21 protein-coding genes and 2 pseudogenes are annotated in these 19,207 nt (G+C 28.1%); 21 read left to right on the forward strand and 2 right to left on the reverse strand.

The window, feature by feature from the left end; translation table 11 throughout:
• Window positions 1–2 precede the first annotated feature (2 nt).
• The 5 genes from guaA to GM111_RS03860 all read left to right on the forward strand — a co-directional run bounded on the left by guaA (window position 3) and on the right by GM111_RS03860 (window position 6,112).
• Window positions 3–1,541, forward strand: a complete 1,539-nt coding sequence (guaA, locus tag GM111_RS03840) for a glutamine-hydrolyzing GMP synthase (protein ID WP_269320138.1) — start codon at window positions 3–5, stop codon at window positions 1,539–1,541.
• 372 nt (window positions 1,542–1,913) lie between these two features.
• On the forward strand, window positions 1,914–2,123 hold the full coding sequence (gene mobC / locus GM111_RS08540) for a plasmid mobilization relaxosome protein MobC (RefSeq protein ID WP_156299574.1): 210 nt from the start codon (window positions 1,914–1,916) through the stop codon (window positions 2,121–2,123).
• A 1-nt stretch (window position 2,124) separates the two neighbouring features.
• Complete coding sequence (locus tag GM111_RS03850) at window positions 2,125–3,234, forward strand: relaxase/mobilization nuclease domain-containing protein (protein ID WP_456243026.1); 1,110 nt, start codon at window positions 2,125–2,127, stop codon at window positions 3,232–3,234.
• A gap of 306 nt (window positions 3,235–3,540) precedes the next feature.
• Window positions 3,541–3,990 (forward strand): CopY/TcrY family copper transport repressor, encoded by a 450-nt coding sequence (locus tag GM111_RS03855; protein WP_156299558.1) that lies wholly within the window; start codon window positions 3,541–3,543, stop codon window positions 3,988–3,990.
• Between the two features lie 19 nt (window positions 3,991–4,009).
• Window positions 4,010–6,112 (forward strand): heavy metal translocating P-type ATPase, encoded by a 2,103-nt coding sequence (locus GM111_RS03860; RefSeq protein ID WP_156299559.1) that lies wholly within the window; start codon window positions 4,010–4,012, stop codon window positions 6,110–6,112.
• Window positions 6,113–6,311: 199 nt separating this feature from the next.
• Here GM111_RS03860 and GM111_RS08180 read toward each other — a convergent pair whose 3' ends face one another.
• Together GM111_RS08180 and GM111_RS08575 are read right to left on the reverse strand one after the other, a co-directional pair.
• Window positions 6,312–6,704 carry an ATP-dependent nuclease gene (locus GM111_RS08180; protein ID WP_197034464.1) on the reverse strand — a complete coding sequence of 131 codons (393 nt, stop codon included), beginning with the start codon at window positions 6,702–6,704 and terminating at the stop codon, window positions 6,312–6,314.
• A pseudogene (locus GM111_RS08575) lies at window positions 6,688–6,916 on the reverse strand (helix-turn-helix domain-containing protein). The gene GM111_RS08180 and the pseudogene GM111_RS08575 overlap by 17 nt, the downstream one beginning before the upstream one ends.
• A 1,029-nt stretch (window positions 6,917–7,945) precedes the next feature.
• Here GM111_RS08575 and GM111_RS03880 point away from each other — a divergent pair.
• From GM111_RS03880 to GM111_RS03945, 16 genes and pseudogenes are all read left to right on the forward strand, one after another.
• A complete protein-coding gene (locus GM111_RS03880; protein WP_231479762.1) occupies window positions 7,946–8,107 on the forward strand; it encodes a helix-turn-helix domain-containing protein in 162 nt (53 codons plus the stop codon).
• 66 nt (window positions 8,108–8,173) lie between these two features.
• A complete protein-coding gene (locus tag GM111_RS03885) occupies window positions 8,174–9,064 on the forward strand; it encodes an ORF6N domain-containing protein (RefSeq protein ID WP_156299560.1) in 891 nt (296 codons plus the stop codon).
• 127 nt (window positions 9,065–9,191) lie between these two features.
• Window positions 9,192–9,434, forward strand: a complete 243-nt coding sequence (locus GM111_RS08185) for a hypothetical protein (protein WP_197034465.1) — start codon at window positions 9,192–9,194, stop codon at window positions 9,432–9,434.
• A 48-nt stretch (window positions 9,435–9,482) separates the two neighbouring features.
• A complete protein-coding gene (locus tag GM111_RS03890; protein WP_269320141.1) occupies window positions 9,483–10,163 on the forward strand; it encodes a Fic family protein in 681 nt (226 codons plus the stop codon).
• A 456-nt stretch (window positions 10,164–10,619) separates the two neighbouring features.
• The gene (locus GM111_RS03895) at window positions 10,620–11,267 is read left to right on the forward strand and encodes a TetR/AcrR family transcriptional regulator (protein ID WP_197034467.1); all 648 of its coding nucleotides are present in this window, start codon (window positions 10,620–10,622) and stop codon (window positions 11,265–11,267) included.
• 171 nt (window positions 11,268–11,438) lie between these two features.
• Window positions 11,439–12,143 (forward strand): hypothetical protein, encoded by a 705-nt coding sequence (locus GM111_RS03900; protein WP_156299562.1) that lies wholly within the window; start codon window positions 11,439–11,441, stop codon window positions 12,141–12,143.
• A gap of 3 nt (window positions 12,144–12,146) precedes the next feature.
• Complete coding sequence (locus GM111_RS03905) at window positions 12,147–12,794, forward strand: alpha/beta fold hydrolase (RefSeq protein ID WP_156299563.1); 648 nt, start codon at window positions 12,147–12,149, stop codon at window positions 12,792–12,794.
• Between the two features lie 197 nt (window positions 12,795–12,991).
• A complete protein-coding gene (locus GM111_RS03910) occupies window positions 12,992–13,429 on the forward strand; it encodes a GNAT family N-acetyltransferase (RefSeq protein ID WP_197034468.1) in 438 nt (145 codons plus the stop codon).
• A gap of 20 nt (window positions 13,430–13,449) precedes the next feature.
• Window positions 13,450–13,608 (forward strand): hypothetical protein, encoded by a 159-nt coding sequence (locus tag GM111_RS08190; RefSeq protein WP_197034469.1) that lies wholly within the window; start codon window positions 13,450–13,452, stop codon window positions 13,606–13,608.
• Between the two features lie 118 nt (window positions 13,609–13,726).
• On the forward strand, window positions 13,727–13,975 hold the full coding sequence (locus GM111_RS08495; RefSeq protein ID WP_197034471.1) for a dihydrofolate reductase family protein: 249 nt from the start codon (window positions 13,727–13,729) through the stop codon (window positions 13,973–13,975).
• A 29-nt stretch (window positions 13,976–14,004) separates the two neighbouring features.
• Entirely contained in the window at window positions 14,005–14,553 is a 549-nt protein-coding gene (locus tag GM111_RS03920) for a GNAT family N-acetyltransferase (RefSeq protein ID WP_156299565.1), read from the forward strand.
• A gap of 162 nt (window positions 14,554–14,715) precedes the next feature.
• Window positions 14,716–15,030 carry a YjgN family protein gene (locus tag GM111_RS03925; protein WP_156299566.1) on the forward strand — a complete coding sequence of 105 codons (315 nt, stop codon included), beginning with the start codon at window positions 14,716–14,718 and terminating at the stop codon, window positions 15,028–15,030.
• 200 nt (window positions 15,031–15,230) lie between these two features.
• Window positions 15,231–16,205, forward strand: coding sequence for an ABC transporter permease (locus GM111_RS03930; RefSeq protein WP_156299567.1), 975 nt, complete (start codon window positions 15,231–15,233; stop codon window positions 16,203–16,205).
• Window positions 16,205–17,170, forward strand: a complete 966-nt coding sequence (locus tag GM111_RS03935) for an ABC transporter permease (protein WP_156299568.1) — start codon at window positions 16,205–16,207, stop codon at window positions 17,168–17,170. Before GM111_RS03930 ends, GM111_RS03935 begins: the two co-directional genes overlap by 1 nt.
• 12 nt (window positions 17,171–17,182) lie before the next feature.
• A complete protein-coding gene (locus GM111_RS03940; protein WP_156299569.1) occupies window positions 17,183–18,289 on the forward strand; it encodes an ABC transporter ATP-binding protein in 1,107 nt (368 codons plus the stop codon).
• Window positions 18,286–19,197 (forward strand): annotated as a pseudogene (locus GM111_RS03945) (ABC transporter ATP-binding protein). The gene GM111_RS03940 and the pseudogene GM111_RS03945 overlap by 4 nt, the downstream one beginning before the upstream one ends.
• The last annotated feature ends 10 nt before the right edge of the window (window positions 19,198–19,207 follow it).

Here is a 19,207-nt window from a genome sequence, read left to right on the forward strand (position 1 = left end):
AGATGTTAAAAAGAAAAAAAATTGTTGTTATAGACTTTGGTTCACAATATTCACAAATTATTGCTAGAAGAATAAGAGAGATGGAAGTTTATTGTGAAATGGTTAGAGAATTTGACTTTAACAACACAGAAGATGTAATAGGAATAATATTCTCAGGAGGGCCTAGCTCAGTATACTTAGAAAAATCACCAACTGTTGATAAGAAAATATTTGAATTAGGAATACCTATACTTGGAATTTGTTATGGATTACAATTAATTACACATTTAAATGAAGGTAAAGTAGAAGCTGCTGATACTAGAGAATTCGGTAAAGCTATACTTCAAGTAATTGAAAAAGAAAATCCTTTATTACAAGGTGTTCCAGCTGAATCTAATATCTGGATGAGTCATAATGACCACATTACAGAAATGGCTAAAGACTTTAGAATTATAGCTAAAACAGATTCATCTATTGCAGCTATAGCAAATAATAATAATGTATATGGATTACAATTCCACCCAGAAGTATCTCATTCTGAATATGGTAAAAAAATGATAGAAAACTTTGTATTTAATATTTGTAAAGCAGAGAAAAACTTCGTAATAACTAACTTTATTGAAGAAAAAATCAAACAAATCAGAGAAACTGTAGGAGATAAAAAAGTAATGTTAGGTTTATCTGGTGGAGTAGATTCATCAGTTGCTGCAGTATTAATTAATAAAGCTATAGGAGATCAATTAACTTGTGTGTTTGTTGATACAGGTCTATTAAGATATGATGAAGCAAATAGAGTATATGATTACTATAAATCAAACTTTAACTTAAATATTGTTAAAGTTGATGCAGGAGATAGATTCTTATCTAAATTAAAAGGTGTAGATGAACCTGAAGCTAAGAGAAAAATAATTGGGAAAGAGTTTGTTGAAGTATTCAATGAAGAAGCAGCTAAACTTAAAGGTGGAAAAGATGTTGAATTCTTAGCACAAGGAACTATATATCCAGATGTTATAGAATCACAAGCTATAGAAGGAGTATCACATACTATTAAATCTCACCACAATGTTGGTGGATTACCAGAAGAAATGACATTTAAATTACTTGAACCTTTAAGAGAACTATTTAAAGATGAAGTAAGATTAGTTGGAAAAGAAATGGGTATGCCAGATAGTATAGTTAATAGACATCCATTTCCAGGGCCTGGACTTGGAATAAGGGTAGTAGGAGAAGTTACTAAAGAGAAAGTTAAAATATTACAAGAGGCAGATGAAATCTTCATTAATGAGTTAATTAAAGATGAACTATATCACACTGTATCTCAAGCATTCGTAACATTACTTCCAGTTAAAACTGTAGGAGTAATGGGAGATGTAAGAACTTATGAATATGTAGCAGCTATAAGATCTGTAAATACTATAGATTTCATGACAGCTACTTGGTCAAAACTTCCATATGAATTTTTAGAAAAAGTATCAAATATGATAGTAAATAAAGTAAGTGGAATTAACAGAGTGGTTTATGATATTTCATCTAAACCAGCAAGTACTATAGAGTGGGAATAAATTTGCGGCTAAAACGGTTTATTTCGCTTGTTCGAATGATTTAGTCGCTGTGGCGTAGGTAAAACTACGCCTCATTCCTAAAAAGTCTCAAGCTACAAAAATTCATCCGTTTTCGAAGCCCTAGCCCAAGAGACAAGTCCGAAAGGACGCAGGCGATTGGCTAGCAGGTCTCGTGTCAGAGATTCCCAAGAGAGCGAGTGTGAGCTATGCTCGATTGGTGAATCTTACGCCCCTCGCAAATTAGACAGCGCTGTGGTATTAAAATAGGAGCATTTGTAAAAAAGAATAAATTGAATAGTAGTTCCAAGTGATTTACATTTGGGCAAAAAATTAGACCGTAGTTTCAAGCTGCGGTCTTTTTGCGTGCATATTATGAGGATTATTTTATTTAGACATCTCAAATGGTTACTTTTAAATGCAACAAATAATATAAACCAGATTGCAAAAGCTACTAATACAACTGGTGTTATTTACAAGAATGAAATTGAATCTATGAATAGACAGATAGAAAAATTATCAAGAGGAATATGGCAGATCCATTCCCTACTTTTTAATAAATCAAAAGAAAGTCCTGGTGATTAGTATGGCAATAACAAAAATACATCCTATAAAATCAACTCTAAATTTGGCAATAGATTATATTACTAATAGTGAAAAAACTGATGAAAAAATTTTAGTATCTTCATTCAAATGTCATCCATCTACTGCCCATATTCAATTTATGAAAACACGAGAAAACAATGATACTAAAGGTACAGTTTTGGCTAGACATTTAATCCAATCTTTTCTACCAGGAGAGGTTGATCCTATAAAAGCTCACGAAATTGGAATGGAATTATGCAAGAAAATTTTAAAAGAAGATTATGAATTTGTTCTTGCAACTCATATAGATAGAGGGCATATCCACAACCATATTATTTTTAATAATATAAATTACAGGACTGGTAAATGCTACCAATCTAACAAAAAAACTTACCATAAAATTAGGTATCAAAGTGACGAATTATGTAAAGAAAATAAGCTTTCAGTCATTGATGAATACTATGAAGCTTACAAAAGAAAATATAAAACTGCTGGTAAGTCTTGGTACGAATATGACCAAAACAAGAAAGGAAATTTCTGGAAATCTAAACTACAATTTGATATAGATAGAATGATTAATAAGTCTAACTCGTGGGAAGAGTTTTTGGAAAATATGAAATCTCTTGATTATGAAATTAAGTTTGGTAAACACATTGCTTTTCGTCATAAAGATAAGCAAAGATTTAAAAGATCGAAGACGATCGGAGAAGATTATACTGAAGATAAAATTAAAGAAAGAATAGATTTAACCATCAAAAATAAAGCTAATTCTATTAAAAAACGAGTAGGAAATGTTATTGATATATCTACTAATGAAAAAGCTCAATCCTCTAAAGGTTATGAAGTCTGGGCAAGAAAACATAATATCAAAACAATGTCTGATTCAATAATTAAACTTCGAGAACAAGGAATTAATTCAATTACTCAACTCGATGATCTAATCAAAAAAGCCGCAGATGATAGACAAGATTTGTTATATAAAATAAAGAAAATTGAAACTGAAATGAAGAGTTTATCGCAAGATATGGAAAATATAAATATCACAAGAAAAATCCTGAAGATAAACAATTTGCAGAAGAATATTACAGTGAACTTTCTGTCTATAAAATAGCCGCTAGAGAAATCTTAGAAAGCTATAAAAAACTACCAAACACAAAAGAAATACTATCAAACCTCGATAAATTGCAAGAAAAAAAGAACACCCTTATGCAAGAGTATTCTTTAAATAAAGAACAATTTTCTGACCTTGTTCAGTATAGGAAAAACTATGAAAATTATTATGGAAAGGAAGTGGAGAGATAAAAAGCTATAAGCGTTGCTTACATTTATTAAAAAGACTTGACATAATTCGTTTACAATGGTAAACTTATTTTGAGGATGTTTGTTCACATCTGTAGACAACTAGGAGGAAATGAGAATGAGCACAATAGAATCTAATACTTATATCACAGATGCAGAATGGGAAGTCATGCGTGTAGTTTGGTCAAATGATCGAGTAACTAGTAAAAAAGTGATTTCCGTATTGCAAGAAAAAATGGACTGGACACAATCCACTATCAAAACGATCTTAGGTCGATTAGTTGAAAAAGGCTTGCTAAATACAGAGCAAGAAGGTAGAAAGTTTATTTACACTGCCAATATTGAAGAGACAGAAGCTGTAATGGATTATGCAGAAGATATTTTTAACCGTATTTGCAATAAGAAAGTCGGAAATGTAATAGGAAGCATCATTGAAGATCATGTTTTAAGCTTCGATGATATAGATCGACTAGAAAAAATATTAGAGATGAAAAAATCTTTCGCAGTAGAAGAAGTGGATTGCAATTGTCCAGAAGGACAATGCAAATGTCATTTACATCATCATTAAAAATAAGGAGGAATTTAAAATGAACAATAACAACAAACATTTATCCCACAGTCACCATAATCATGGCGACATGGATCATTCAAAACATGAGCACGTAAGCACGGAAGAACATGGAGACCATAAGAATCAACATCACGACCATCATGCTGGGCATGACCACAGCGGGCACAGTGGGCATGACCACCATCATCACGGTAACTTTAAGGAACTTTTCTTAAAATCATTGCCAATAGGAATCATTATTATGCTCTTATCCCCTATGGCTGGGTTTGAACTACCATTCCAGTTTACTTTTCCATATTCTGATATTGTAGTAGCTATTTTATCTACTATATTAATTATTTATGGTGGTCGTCCATTCTATCAAGGGGCAGTTGACGAATTTAAACAAAAAGAACCTGGAATGATGGCTCTCGTTTCTTTAGGTTTAAGTGTTTCATATTTATATAGTATTTATACTGTAATAGCAAGCTACGTAACAGGTGAACAAATTATGGATTTTTTCTTTGAATTTGCTTCATTACTATTAATCATGTTATTAGGTCACTGGATTGAGATGAAAGCTATTGGAGAAGCAGGAGATGCACAAGAAGAACTGGCTAAGTTAGTACCAAAAGATGCTCATGTAGTATTAGCTGACGATTCAATAGAAACACGACCAGTTGCTGACTTAAAGATAGGTGATTTAATTCGAGTTCAAGCTGGAGAAAATGTGCCAGCAGACGGAACTATCGAGCGTGGCGAATCACGTGTAAATGAAGCTCTTTTGACTGGAGAATCAAAAGCAGTTAAAAAAGGTCCTGGCGATGAAGTAATCGGAGGCTCAACAAATGGAGAAGGGGTTCTTTATATTAAAGTGAATGAGACAGGTGATCAATCCTTCATCTCTCAAGTTCAGAATTTAATCAGCCAAGCTCAAAGTCAGCCTTCCAGAGCAGAAAATATTGCTCAAAAGGTTGCAAGGTGGCTTTTCTATATTGCGGTCATTGTCGCACTAATAGCTTTTGTAGTATGGACGCTTATAGCGGACATCCCAACGGCAGTAAAATTTGCTATCACAACATTAGTTATAGCTTGTCCACACGCATTGGGTCTGGCTATTCCATTGGTAACCGCCCGTAGCACAAGCTTAGGAGCTAGCCGTGGCTTACTAGTAAAAGACCGCCAAGCTTTAGAAATAGCTCAAGATGCAGATGTGATGATTTTAGATAAAACGGGTACTTTAACAACAGGTGAGTTTAAAGTATTAGATGTAAAACTTCTTAATGACAAATATACAAAAGAGGAAATCATTGCCTTACTGGCAGGTATTGAAGGAGGGTCTAGTCACCCAATTGCTCAATCAATTATAAGTTTCACCGACGAGCAAGGTATACGTCCAGCATCTTTTGATTCGATTGATGTGATTTCCGGTGCTGGAGTAGAGGGTAAAGCAGGCGGGCACCGTTACCAATTAATCAGTCAAAAAGCCTACGGACGTAATCTGGATATTGATATTCCAAAAGGAGCAACTCTCAGTGTCTTAGTAGAAAACGATGATGCTATTGGTGCTGTAGCTTTAGGGGATGAATTAAAACCAACGAGCAAAGAGTTAATTAAAGTTCTTAAAAAGAACAATATAGAGCCGATTATGGCAACAGGTGATAATGAAAAAGCGGCTCAAGGCGCGGCAGAAGATTTAGAGATTGAATATAGATCAAATCAATCTCCACAAGACAAATATGAGTTAGTAAAAACACTTAAAGAAGAAGGAAAAAAAGTTATCATGGTAGGTGACGGTGTCAATGATGCTCCTTCTCTTGCCTTAGCAGATGTTGGAATAGCGGTCGGTGCAGGAACTCAAGTGGCGTTGGATTCAGCTGATGTCATCTTGACTCAATCTGATCCAGGAGATATTGAATCATTTATTGAATTAGCACACAAAACAACTCGTAAAATGAAACAAAATCTCTTTTGGGGAGCTGGTTATAACTTTATAGCTATCCCTCTAGCTGCAGGAATTTTGGTTCCTATTGGTATCACATTAAGCCCTGCATTAGGAGCAATTCTAATGTCTGTGTCAACAGTCATCGTCGCCATTAATGCTATTTTATTAAGATTAGATCCAAAAAATAACGGTTAACAGATCGAATGATTGAAACTCCTTAAAGTATCAAAATACAATAGTTTTACAGGAGAAAAAGAGATGTAAGTACTGGCTCTTTGTAAAATCGTGTTAGTAGAAGTAGACGATTTTTCTACCAACACGATTTTTAATTTATTATAGAACTGATTTCTTTTAAAATTCTAAAAGCCACCTATTTCAACACTTTTATAATTTGTTATTCTATTTTCTTGAAAGTAACACCACCTTCTTCACATGTGTCGTATCCTGAAATAGCTTTAAAATATTTTACTGTATCACTACTTAAATTTGTAATTTTAGAGATTTTTTTGTTTGATAAAAGTATTAAATTTTCTAAGCCTAATTTATTTAAAACAAAACTGCTATGAGTTGAAATAATTATTTGACTAGATTCCTTATTACTATTTTCTTGTAGAATATCAATTAAATTATTCATGTTAGAATATGACAAATGGTTTTCTGGCTCTTCAATTAAAATTATTTTATCTTTATTTGTATTAATATTATTTAAAGCAAGCTTAGTTTTTAATAAGCATTGTAGCCCTCTACCAGCATTGGAATATGGAATACTATCAAATTCCGTTATCATACTTGATTCCCATTGACGTATATTCAATAATATCTCCAATATCACATTGAAAATACTCACAAATCTTTCCTAATATTTCTAGACTTACATTTTCGTCTCTTCCCATTTTTGCTATTGTCTTGGGTGTTGTTGCGATTGCACATTGTAAGTCTGTTTTTTTTAATACTTTTATCTATTAATAACTTCCATAATTTGTTATATGAAAATCCCATATCATTCTCCAATTCTATATTTTACCTTTCTAAATGTATAGATTAACTATCTACTTAGAGCATATAATACAGATTCCTTTCAATTATATGATTTACTGCGTTAAACTTAGCAAAAAAATAAAGGCAGTCCGAAAACTGCCGATATTTATCTCTCTGCACCTTTGCTATGGTCTTTCTTATTTAATTTAAGTTTGTCCTATGCCTTAAAGCTATTTATTTGCCCTAATATGGACTTTTTATCCTTGTCTTGACTCCTTACTTGTTCTTTTGCTTTTAATAGCTTAGAAGACAGAATACGAACATTTTTATGTTCCCTTTAATTGTTGCCAATATTAGTTTTTACTTCTCCGAAGTTTTTAACAAAATCTCCTTGTTTTAGGTTCTGTAGATCTTTTGTCTTTTCTCCATAGAATGGATAATTACCAAGTAATATATTTAGATTTAGACCCTCAAAGCAAGAAGTAAAATGAAGTAAATCCGAAGTAAGATTAATTTGAAAACTGGATAAACAAGATTAACCAATATTAAATTAAAACAATATTTATCCGGTACTGGGACTGGAATGGGACTAAAAATTTGAAAATGTCCTATAATTAGGTGGATTTAGTGATACAAGAAAAAATAGAACCTAGTATTTTGAATGGTTTGGGATATATCGTACATTTGGAAAAGAAGAGTGGAAATAATATAAAAAAGGTATAAAAGCATTTAAAATAGCCGTTTTGTTAGTGTCATGCTTGCAAGATTAAATATTATATAACCTAGTGAATAATCGCTAGGTTATTTTTATTATATAAAAAGCTATGGATTTTTTCTCCTGTAGATTCATATAACGAAAATAAGAATTCATTGTTTAATAAAGTTTATAAAAAAGAAATAAAAAATAAAGAAAAAACTAACACAAAAATATGAATATGGAGTTATAAGGTGTCGATTTTGACCTCTTTTATGTTTGAGATGAAAAAATGATACAAATATGATAAAATATAATTAAATAAATTCATATATTTGAATTTCGAGGATAATAATATGAAGGTAAGCTACAATGGATTGTGGAAAATACTCATAGATAAAGGATTGAATAAAAAAGAGTTGAAAGAAAAAGTTGAAATTGCACCAACTACAGTTGCAAAAATGGGGCGAGGAGAACTTGTAAGTATGGAAATACTTTTAGAATTGGTAAAGAGTTAGATGTAGATTTTGGAGATATGGTAAATATAGTGAAATAGAGTTTACTTTTGTTGATAGGAGGTTTTTATGGCGGATAATTCAAATATTGTTGTTTCAGATGTTGTTGATATAAGAAATATGATTTATACATTTAGAGGAAAACAAGTTATGGTTGATAGTGATTTAGCTACCTTGTATAAGGTAGAAACTAAAGTATTTAATCAAGCTGTAAAAAGAAATTTGAACAGATTCCCTGAATCATTTCGTTTTCAATTAAGTGAAGAAGAATTTAAAAACTTGAGGTCACAATTTGCCACCTCAAGTTCAAATAAACATGGTGGTAGAAGATATCTGCCATATGTATTCACAGAACAAGGAATAGCCATGCTTTCAGCTGTGTTAAAAAGTGACATAGCCGTTGAAGTGAGCATAAAAATTATGAATAGTTTTGTGGAAATGAGAAAGTTTTTACTATCCAATCAAGAGCTATTTTCAAGACTAGATCGAGTGGAACTAAAGCAACTTGAAACAGACAAAAAATTAGAAGAAGTATTTAACTATATTGCAACTAACACAGAAGTGAAACAGAAGCTCTTTTTTAATGGTCAAATATATGATGCATTTAGTTTTATTGTTGAAATTATCCAAAAAGCAAGTAAGGAAATTATTTTAATTGATAATTATGTAGATATTAATACATTGAATATTCTATGTAAGAAAAATAATGGAGTAAATATTAATGTTTATACTTCAGGAAAAGGAAATCTAACAATAAAAGATATCAATAAATTTAACACGCAATATCCAACATTAGCGGTAAAAACAAATACAGATTTTCACGATAGATTTTTGATTCTAGATAACACGGCAGTTTATCACATAGGGGCATCAATAAAAGATGCAGGAAAGAAAAGTTTTGGAATTACAAAAATAGAAGATAAAGATATGATAGAAAGTCTTTTAAAAAGAGTGAGGTAAAATATGGCAAATATATCACAGCAAAAAAGACAAAAAATGCAGGTAGTAAGTTTAAAATTTACTACCTTTTTATATTTTTGGTGGTATAGGTAGATAATATGGTGGATAAAATGGGAGGTAAATTATAATGTTTATTCCTAGATATACAATATCAGATAAGATAAATAGTTTATCTATAGATATTTCTAATTTGATATTATTAATAGAAATAGAAAATAAAAGAAATTTACATTTAAGAAAAGAGAATAGAATAAGAACGATATATTCAACACTTGCAATAGAAAATAATAGTTTAAGTATAGAAGATGTCAGTGATATAATAAATGGTAAAAAAGTTTTAGGTCCTTTAAAAGACATAAAAGAGGTTTAAAATGCATATGAGGCCTATGATAATGTTTTTAGATATAATCCATATGAAATAAAAGATTTTTTAAGTGTACATAGATTGATGATGGATGAATTATTTAAAGAAAGTGGTAAATTTAGAAGTAAGGATGTAGCTATTTATGATGCAAAAGGAAATATTTTACATATAGGTTGTAGTCCAGAATTTGTAAATGATTTGGTATTAAATTTATTTAGATGGGGAGAAACAGCACATCCACTTATTAAAAGTTCAATAATTCATTTTGAGTTAGAAATAATACACCCTTTTTCAGCTGGAAATGGACGAATGGGAAGAATATGGCAAAATCTTATACTTTTAAAATGGAATAAGCTATTTGAATGGCTACCAATGGAAACTATAGTATATGAAAATCAAATTAAATATTATGAAATATTAGAAAGATGTAATAAAGCTAATGATTCTACAGAATTTATAGAATTTATGTTAGAAATAATATACAAAAGTATTAAAAATTATTCAAAAGATATTAGAAAAGATAATCTTTTAGAGAGATTAAATGAAAAAGAAAAAGAAGTATTAAAAGTGATAGATAGATATTTAAAAAATAATAAGGAGATTACAAATACTAAAGCAGCAGCTCTTGTAAATAAGCCGTTAAATACAACTAGAAGGTACATATTAAAATTTGTTGAGTTAGGTATTTTAGAAATGTCCGGTGAAAATAAAAATAGAGTATATTTTAGAAAATGAAGAATAAAGTTGATAGAATAAATAAAATAGGTATTAAACACATAAAAATATAAAGATTAATATTTAGAAGATGCACAAAATATGTTTTAAAACTGGGTAAGTGTAGAAGGAAATGTGAAATTTTTATGATCAGGATATAAAACTATAGAAGAAATAAAATATTTATTTGAAATAGATGTTAAAAAATATAAAAATAATTAATTTAAATCAGTAATTAGATTAATATAAAAACTTAAAATTGTAATAGGGTATATTTAAGTAGTATATATAAAAGTATTAAAAAAAGTTTCTTCACATAAATTGGAGTGATTTTATTTTTTAATAAAAAAGGATATATTTATTTTGTTGGATATTGTATTTTAATTTATTTTATTAATGTATATTTTTTAAATCACTTGATTATTTTATTATATTATGATATTATTTAGATACCAAAAGTATGTTTATGGAGGTTTGATGTCTAGAAATAAATATCCTGAAAAAAGTAAAGAATTGATATTAGAAGTTTCCAAAAAATTATTTATTGAAAATGGTTTTGAACAAACGAGTATTCAAAACATTATTGACAATCTTGGTGGGATGACGAAAGGTGTTGTATATCATCATTTTAAATCTAAGATGGATATTTTAAATTCAATTATTGGAATAAATGATGAGAAGTTATTGAATGAAGAATGGCTTGGAAATAATGGATTAGAAAAACTTCAATATGGGATATTGAGTTCTTTGAAAGATTATAAAAAAATTTCAACATTATATGTTATAAAAATTTCTTTAAAAAGTCCTCAAATATTATATGAACAATATAATGCTATGTATGAAGCTTTAATACCTATAGTAAATAAAGTGATTAAAGAGGGTATTTTAGATGGCTCGATTAAAACAGATTTTCCAGAGGAAGTTGCTGAATTTTTAGTAATTTACTTTAATTTTATTATAGGGTTAAGAATTACAGAATTGAATATGGAAGATTTGATAAAAAAAATTAAATTTTTTAAAACTATTTTTGAAAGATTAGAGTTCCCAATTATTTCTGAAGAAATTTTTAATACAATGTTAGAATTGTTAAAATATATTTTAATAATCAAAAATAAACTAGATTAGTTTATTTTTTTAAAAAAATACATACCAAAAGTATGTTTGTGGAGGGAGTATGATTATAGTTAAAGATTTAAAGAAAATTTATGGAAATAAAACAATATTGAATAATGTATCATTTAAAATAGGAAAAGGAGAATTAGTTGTTTTTTTAGGAGAAAATGGAGGGAAATAGCAATGGATAGAGAATATTTAAGTTTGGTTAGATTAGAATATAAAAAACATACAGTAAAAATTTATGTTATCGCTAGTGTTATAGGAACACTTTTTTCTTTGTTATTATCAATATTTTTTTTATTTATACCTAAATTTGATATTACAAGTTATGAACTTAATTCAATTAAATTTATTTTAATGATGAACTCAACATTTATAATGGGAGTATATTCATTTATTTTAGCTGCAATGATTATAGAATATATTATAAAACCTTATTCAGGTTATTATTTATATAAAACATTAAGTTATCCAGTAAATAGAGATAAAATCTTTTTATCTAAAATTTTTTCTTGTGTAATATTTGTGATAAGCTTTTGTTTTATATCACTTATTCTAACGGATATAATTTTATATTTTAGTAACTTGTTATTTAAAATAGTAAATAATGATTTTTATTCAAGTTTCTTTATATATGAAATTTTAGTTAATATATATATAGTTATTGTTGTGTTGGGTATTGCTTTTGGTTCTTTACTTATTTGTTGGAGAAAAAAGTCTACTATAAGAATGATGATAGGCGTTTTTATTTCTTATTCTATTATAGGGAATCAAATTCAATTTAATTTTATAATATTTCGTTTAATATTAATTTTAATAAATATTTTTATTGTATTTTTTACAATATTTTATTTGTTAAATAATATTAGAAGAATGGAAGTATGATTTATGAAAAAAGTTTTTATTCACGGTATAGGTCAATCTAATGCAGCGTGGGATGAAATGAAACCACATATATTAGGAGAAGCAAAGTACTTAAATTTATTAAATTTTGATGAAGAAAGTGATGATATCTATCAAGAATTATATAATATGTTATGTAAAGAATGTAATAAAGAAGATGGGGACGTTCATTTGTGTGGAATTTCATTAGGAGGAGTGATGGCTATGCAATATGCTATTGACTTCCCTCAAAAAGTAAAATCTTTAATTCTTATAAATACACCTTATAAAATACCCGTTTTATTGTTAAAATTACAAAAATTAATTTTTCAGTGTACACCATCTATATTTTTTAATAAAGGATTTTCTAAAAAAAATTCTATAAAATTAATTAGTAGAATTATAGAAAAGAACTCTTGGGAAGAAATAAAAAATATAAAGGCTAAAATTTTAATTATATATGGAGATAAAGATAAGATTAATAAAAAATTTGCAATTAGACTTTTTAAAGAAACATTAAATTCTAAAATAGTTAAAATAGAAAATGCTAATCATGAAATAAATGTTGAACAGCCTATGAAATTATTAGAAGAAATCAATATTTTTTGGGAAGAAATAAAAGATTATGGTAATAGAAATATTATTAATAAATAATAAGAAGTAAGAATGAAAATATAAAATATTTATTTAGATTATTAATTATAAATAATTTGCTTTATTAGAGAATAGTTAATTTTGATAAAATTTAAAGGAAATAGAGTAGAGCAAATAATAAAAATAAGATGATAAAAAAATATATATAAAAACTAGAAAGAGTGATATAATAAATTATAGTTATGGAGGATCCTGAAATGAAAGTAATAATTTATGATGATAGATATAAAAATCAACTCATTGAAATGGTATCAGAAGCAAGGGTTACTATGGGTATATCATCAGTTATAAGATCTGATTTGTATGATATTAAAACCAATTATCTTGATAAAGGAGATATGTTTTGGATCGCTATTGATGAAAGTGATGTTGTAGTTGGATGTATAGGTTATTCTCATATTGAAAATTCTGATGAAGCTTTTTTACATAGATTTTATGTGAAAGCTTCAAGAAAAAATCAAGGTATAGGAACCAAATTACTTTATATAGCTGAGAAAACAATGAAAAGTAAAGGGATAAGAAAATCAAAAGTACATTTAGGAGAACCTAAAGAAATATGGTTTGAGTCATATTCTTTTTATCCTAAGAATGGATATATAGAGTATGAACCAAGATATATGTTAAAGAACTTATAGATTTTAATTTAGGAGAAAATATGAGAAAAGTTAAAATGTTTATTGCAATGAGTTTAGATGGATTTATTGCTGATGAAAATGGAAGTGTTAAATTTTTACAAAGTTATGGAGAAAACACAGAAAATGAAGATACTTATTCAAAATTTATAAAAGAAATAGATACAATATTAATGGGTTGAAATACATATAATCAAATAGTAACAGAATTATCTCCAAATAATTGGGTTTATCAAAATTTATTAACTTATGTATTTACACATAGAGAGATTAAAAATACGAATAATATTATTTTTTTAAATAGTTAAGAAATTAAAAAAAGAAGTTGGAAAAAATGTATGGATATGTGGAGGTGCAAATCTAATTAATCAAGCTATAATTTCAAATATTATTGATGAATACTATATTTCAATTATTCCAATAATTTTAGGGAATGGAATAAGATTGTTTACTCGAAATGATATAGAACATAAACTAAAATTAATTAAGTCAACAATAAATAATGAAATAATAGAATTAAAATATATTCCAATAAAAGAATATAAGTAAAAGCTAAAATAAAAATTAAAGGTGATAAAATGAATAAGATAGGAACAAAACAAATAGAAACAGAAAGATTAATACTTAGGAGATTTGAAATAGAAGATGCACAAAATATGTTTGATAATTGGGCGAGTGATTATGAAAATATAATATTTTTAACTTGGCCAAAACATGAAAGTGTAGAAGTAACAAAAAACGTAATAGAGAGATGGTTAAAAGAATATGAAGATAATGCTTTTAAGTGGGCAATAACTCTTAAAGAAAATATTAGTGAGGTAATAGGTGATATTAGCGTTGTGAGATTAGATGAAACATTAAATTCATGCTCTATAGGTTATGTATTATCAAAAAAATATTGGAATTTAGGGTATGTAAGTGAGGCATTAAAGTCAGTAATAGAATATTTAATTAAAGAAGCTAATTTTAATAGAATAGAAGCAATACATGCTATAGATAATATTGCATCAGGTAAAGTGATGAAAAAAGCAGGCATGAAATTTGAAGGTATTTTGAGACAATCGGCTAAGAGTAATAATGGTATATCAGATGTAGCAGTTTACTCAATTCTTAAAGAAGAATATTAATAAATTTCATATTATTATTAATGATAAAAATAAGATAATATAGCAAAAAAATATTTTTTTAGCTCATGAAAAAAGAAATTTAAATAAGGAATAGTTTAAACTTTCATTTTAGAGGTGTTAAAGATAAAATTATAATAAAAAATTTTAAAATAGGAGAGTGAAATGAAATCAGAATTTAAAGTAGGAATTTTAGAATATGTATTACTTAGATTGTTTATAATAATTGTAAGTACTATAACGTTTGGACTTGCAACACCATGGTTGCTTGTATCAACATATAGGTGGGAGGCAGAAAATACATATATTAACGGTAAACAATTGTATTTTGATGGAACAGCAATACAGCTTTTTGGTAAATGGATATTGTGGTTATTTTTAACTATAATTACATTTGGATTATATGGTTTTATACTTTCATTAAAATTAAAACAATGGGTTGTCAGTCATACATTTATTATGGAAGAATATAAAAAATAAAACAAAGGGGATGTTCCGAAATAAACAGTTCTAAATAACCAAAAAAGCCAGCAAAAAAAACTGGCTTTTTTCTTTTTACATCTACAATACATAAATTATATATATCAATACATTTAAAATGTATATACCAAAAATATTGACAAAAATGCAAAAATGGAATATACTCATAATCAAATAAAAATTGATTGTGAGGAAGAAATATGAGAAATACTTTAAAATTTATCTTAAAAAGAATATTTACGGGTTTACTTACACTGTGGTTAGTAATTACAATAACATTTTTTCTTTTACATAAATTACCAGGAGATCCATTTGATAGTGAAAAAGCTATACCTCCTAAAATAAAAGAAAACTTAATGCAAATGTATGATTTAGATAAACCACTAAGTGTACAATATGCTAAATACTTAAAGAATATTTCTAAAGGTGATTTAGGAATATCAATGAAAGAAAGAGGAAGAACAGTTAATTCAATAATTAAAAGATCTTTCCCAGTATCAGCTGATTTAGGGATAAGAGCAGTACTGTTTGGATTAGTATTTGGTATACCTTTAGGAATAGCTGCAGCACTTAAGAGAGGAAAGAAAATGGATCACTTCTCTATGATAATAGCAGTTATAGGAATATCAGTGCCTAGCTTTGTAATAGCTGGAATACTTCAGTTATATGCTGTAGAAATACATAAAGGGATTTTAATAGATAAATTAGGTCTTCCTCTAGTTAAAATACTTCTAACGGGTTGGGACATGCCTTCTAAGAAAATACTCCCAGTGATAGCATTAGGTTTTTTCTCAGTAGCAGAGGTAGCAAGACTTATGAGAAGTAAAATGATAGAAATAATGGAACAAGATTATATTAAACTTGCAATTGCAAAAGGAGTTTCACCTATTAATGTAGTTTTAAAACATGCTTTAAGAAATGCAATATTACCAATAATTACAGTAATATTTCCTTCAATAGCAGCAATATTAACAGGATCATTTATTATTGAAACAATGTTTTCTATAGGTGGACTTGGTAAATATTATATAGGCTCAATAATTGATAGAGATTATACCATGGTATTAGGAGTAACAGTATTTTATTCGGCATTTTTAATACTAATGATGATAGTTATGGATGTGGCATATGCCATTGTAGATCCAAAAATTAAATTAGGGAAGGGGAATAAATAATGAAAAATCTTTATGGAGCAAATTATGATAGAGAAAATTTTAAAGCAAATCCAGAGGATTTTGTTTATGTAGGGCCTGATAATAAGAAAAATGAAAGTATAAATAAACCTAGTTTAACTTATTGGAAAGATTCTTGGAGAAGATTTAAAAAAAATAAACTTGCTGTTTTTTTCTTAGGTGTTTTAGTTATTTATCTTTTTTTAGCTATATTTGGACAGGTTTTAGTAAAATATACTTATTATGAACAAAATAGTTCGGATAGATTTTTAGGAATAATGCAAGGATTTGTTAAAGGACATTATTTAGGAACAGATTCATTAGGAAGAGATTTATTTTCAAGAATTTCACAAGGTATAAGAGTTTCAATGGAACTTTCAATTATAGTTGCAGCTATATGTGTTGTACTTGGAACTGTATATGGAGCAACAGCGGCTTATTTTGGGGGTAAAATAGATAGTATAATGGTAAGGACTGTTGAAGTAATATTATCTATACCTTCTATGATATATATAATTTTATTAATGGTTGTATTAGGTAATAGTGTCAAAACAATAATTATTGCACTTTGTGCTACAAGATGGCTTGGATATGCTTTACTTGTTAGAGGAGAAGTATTAAAAATTAAAGAAAATGAATATGTATTGGCATCAAAAGCATTAGGAGCTAACTTTTGGTGGATAATTAGAAAACATTTGATTCCAAATACCTTAAGTATAATTATAGTAAGACTTACTATGGATATACCATCAATAATATTTTCTGAAGCATTCTTAAGTTTTATAGGTTTAGGAGTACCTATACCTCAAGCATCACTTGGGAACTTAGTAGCTGATGGTTTTAAAGAAATAAATACACATGTGTACTTATTCTTAATACCAGCTTTAGTAATATCATTAATTACTTTATCATTTAATATTATAGGTGATGCAATGAGTGATGCATTGAATCCAAAACTTAGAGATTAGGAGAAGGTTATTATGAGTTTATTAGAAGTAAAAAATTTAAGTGTTTCTTTTAATACTTATGCAGGGGAAGTAAAAGCATTAAGAGATATTAGTTTTACTGTAGATAGAGGTGAAACTCTTGCTATAGTTGGAGAATCAGGAAGTGGGAAATCAGTTACAGTACAAAGTATAATGAAATTAATACCTACTCCTCCCGGGGAATATAAAAATGGTGAAATAATATTTGATGGAGTAGATTTACTGAAATTAAATGAAAAAGAAATGAGAAAATATAGAGGTGGAAGAATAGGGATGATATTCCAAGATCCTATGACATCACTTAATCCAGTAATTAAAATTGGACATCAAATTATGGAAGGAATATTAATACATAAAAAAGTTAGTAAACAAGAAGCTAAAAAACTTGCAATTGAAATGTTAGATAAGGTAGGAATACCTAAACCGGAAGAAAGATTTGAACAATATCCTCATCAATTTTCTGGAGGAATGAGACAAAGAGTAGTTATAGCAATAGCACTTGCATGTGAACCAGATTTATTAATATGTGATGAACCAACTACAGCACTTGATGTAACTATACAGGCACAAATATTAGAATTAATAAATAAATTGAAAAAAGAATTAAATATAGGTGTAATATTGATAACACATGATTTAGGAGTTGTTGCAGAAACTTCAGATAGAGTAATAGTAATGTATGCAGGAGAAAAAATGGAAGAAGCTCCAGTAAAAACAATTTTTAAAGATCCTAGACATCCCTATACTTGGGGATTGTTAAAATCATTACCAAGACTTGATATGGATTCTAATGAAGCTTTATTTTCAATACCAGGAACTCCACCAGATTTATTAGATCCACCAAAAGGAGATCCGTTTGCAGCAAGATCAGAATTTTCTATGAAAATAGATTATGAGAAAAAACCTCCTTTAGTAGATTTAGGAAATGGGCATTATGTTAAATCATGGATATACGTAGATGGAGCACCAGATATGAAATTTAATCCAGATGGAACAATTACAATAACTCCAGTAGAAGGAGAAGCATATGTAGTAGATACTATTAAGAGTAAAAGTGGTGTAAAATTTGCAAATATCACAGGAAGTGAGGAAAAGAAATGATAGTAATTAAACATTTAAAAAAATATTTTCCACTTTCTAAAACAGAAGTATTAAAAGCAGTGGATGATGTTAGTTTGGATATTAAAAAAGGAGAAATATTATCATTAGTAGGAGAATCTGGGAGTGGTAAGACAACTTTTGGAAGAACTATAGCTAGATTATATGATAAAACTTATGGAAAAGTTTTTATAGATGATAGAGAAATATCAGAATATTCAAATTTAGAATTTACTAAAAAGGTATAAATGATATTTCAAGATCCTCAGGCTTCACTTAATCCAAGAATGACAGTAGGAGAAATAATATCTGAGGGTATGATAATACATAATATGTATAAAACTAAAGGAGAACTTCAAGAAAAAATATATGAATTATTAGAACTTGTAGGTCTTGCAAGAGAGCATGCAAATAGATTCCCACACGAATTTAGTGGAGGACAAAGACAAAGAATAGGTATAGCAAGAGCATTAGCAGTAGAACCAGAAATATTAATATGTGATGAGCCAATTTCAGCTTTAGATGTATCTATACAAGCACAAATAGTAAATTTGCTTAAAGATTTACAAAGAAAGAAGAACTTAACTATGATATTTATAGCTCATGATTTATCAATGGTTAAATATATATCAGATAGAGTGGCAGTAATGTTTAGAGGTAAAATAGTAGAACTTGGATATCCAGATGAAGTATATAATAATCCAGTTCATATTTATACTAAATCATTAATATCTGCAGTACCTATACCTGATCCCGAATTTGTTAAAGGAGAAAAAATTGAAATGGATGAAAGCTATTTAAAATCTCCTATAGGAACTTATGATGAAATAGGTAAAATAGTGGAAAATTCCGGATTAATTGAATATAGAAAAGAACATTATGTTGAAAAAGATTTTTTAAAAATAAAATAGAGGTGATATG

Origin of the sequence: Streptobacillus canis, from assembly GCF_009733925.1 — a bacterium.
Classification (GTDB): Bacteria; Fusobacteriota; Fusobacteriia; order Fusobacteriales; family Leptotrichiaceae; genus Streptobacillus; species Streptobacillus canis.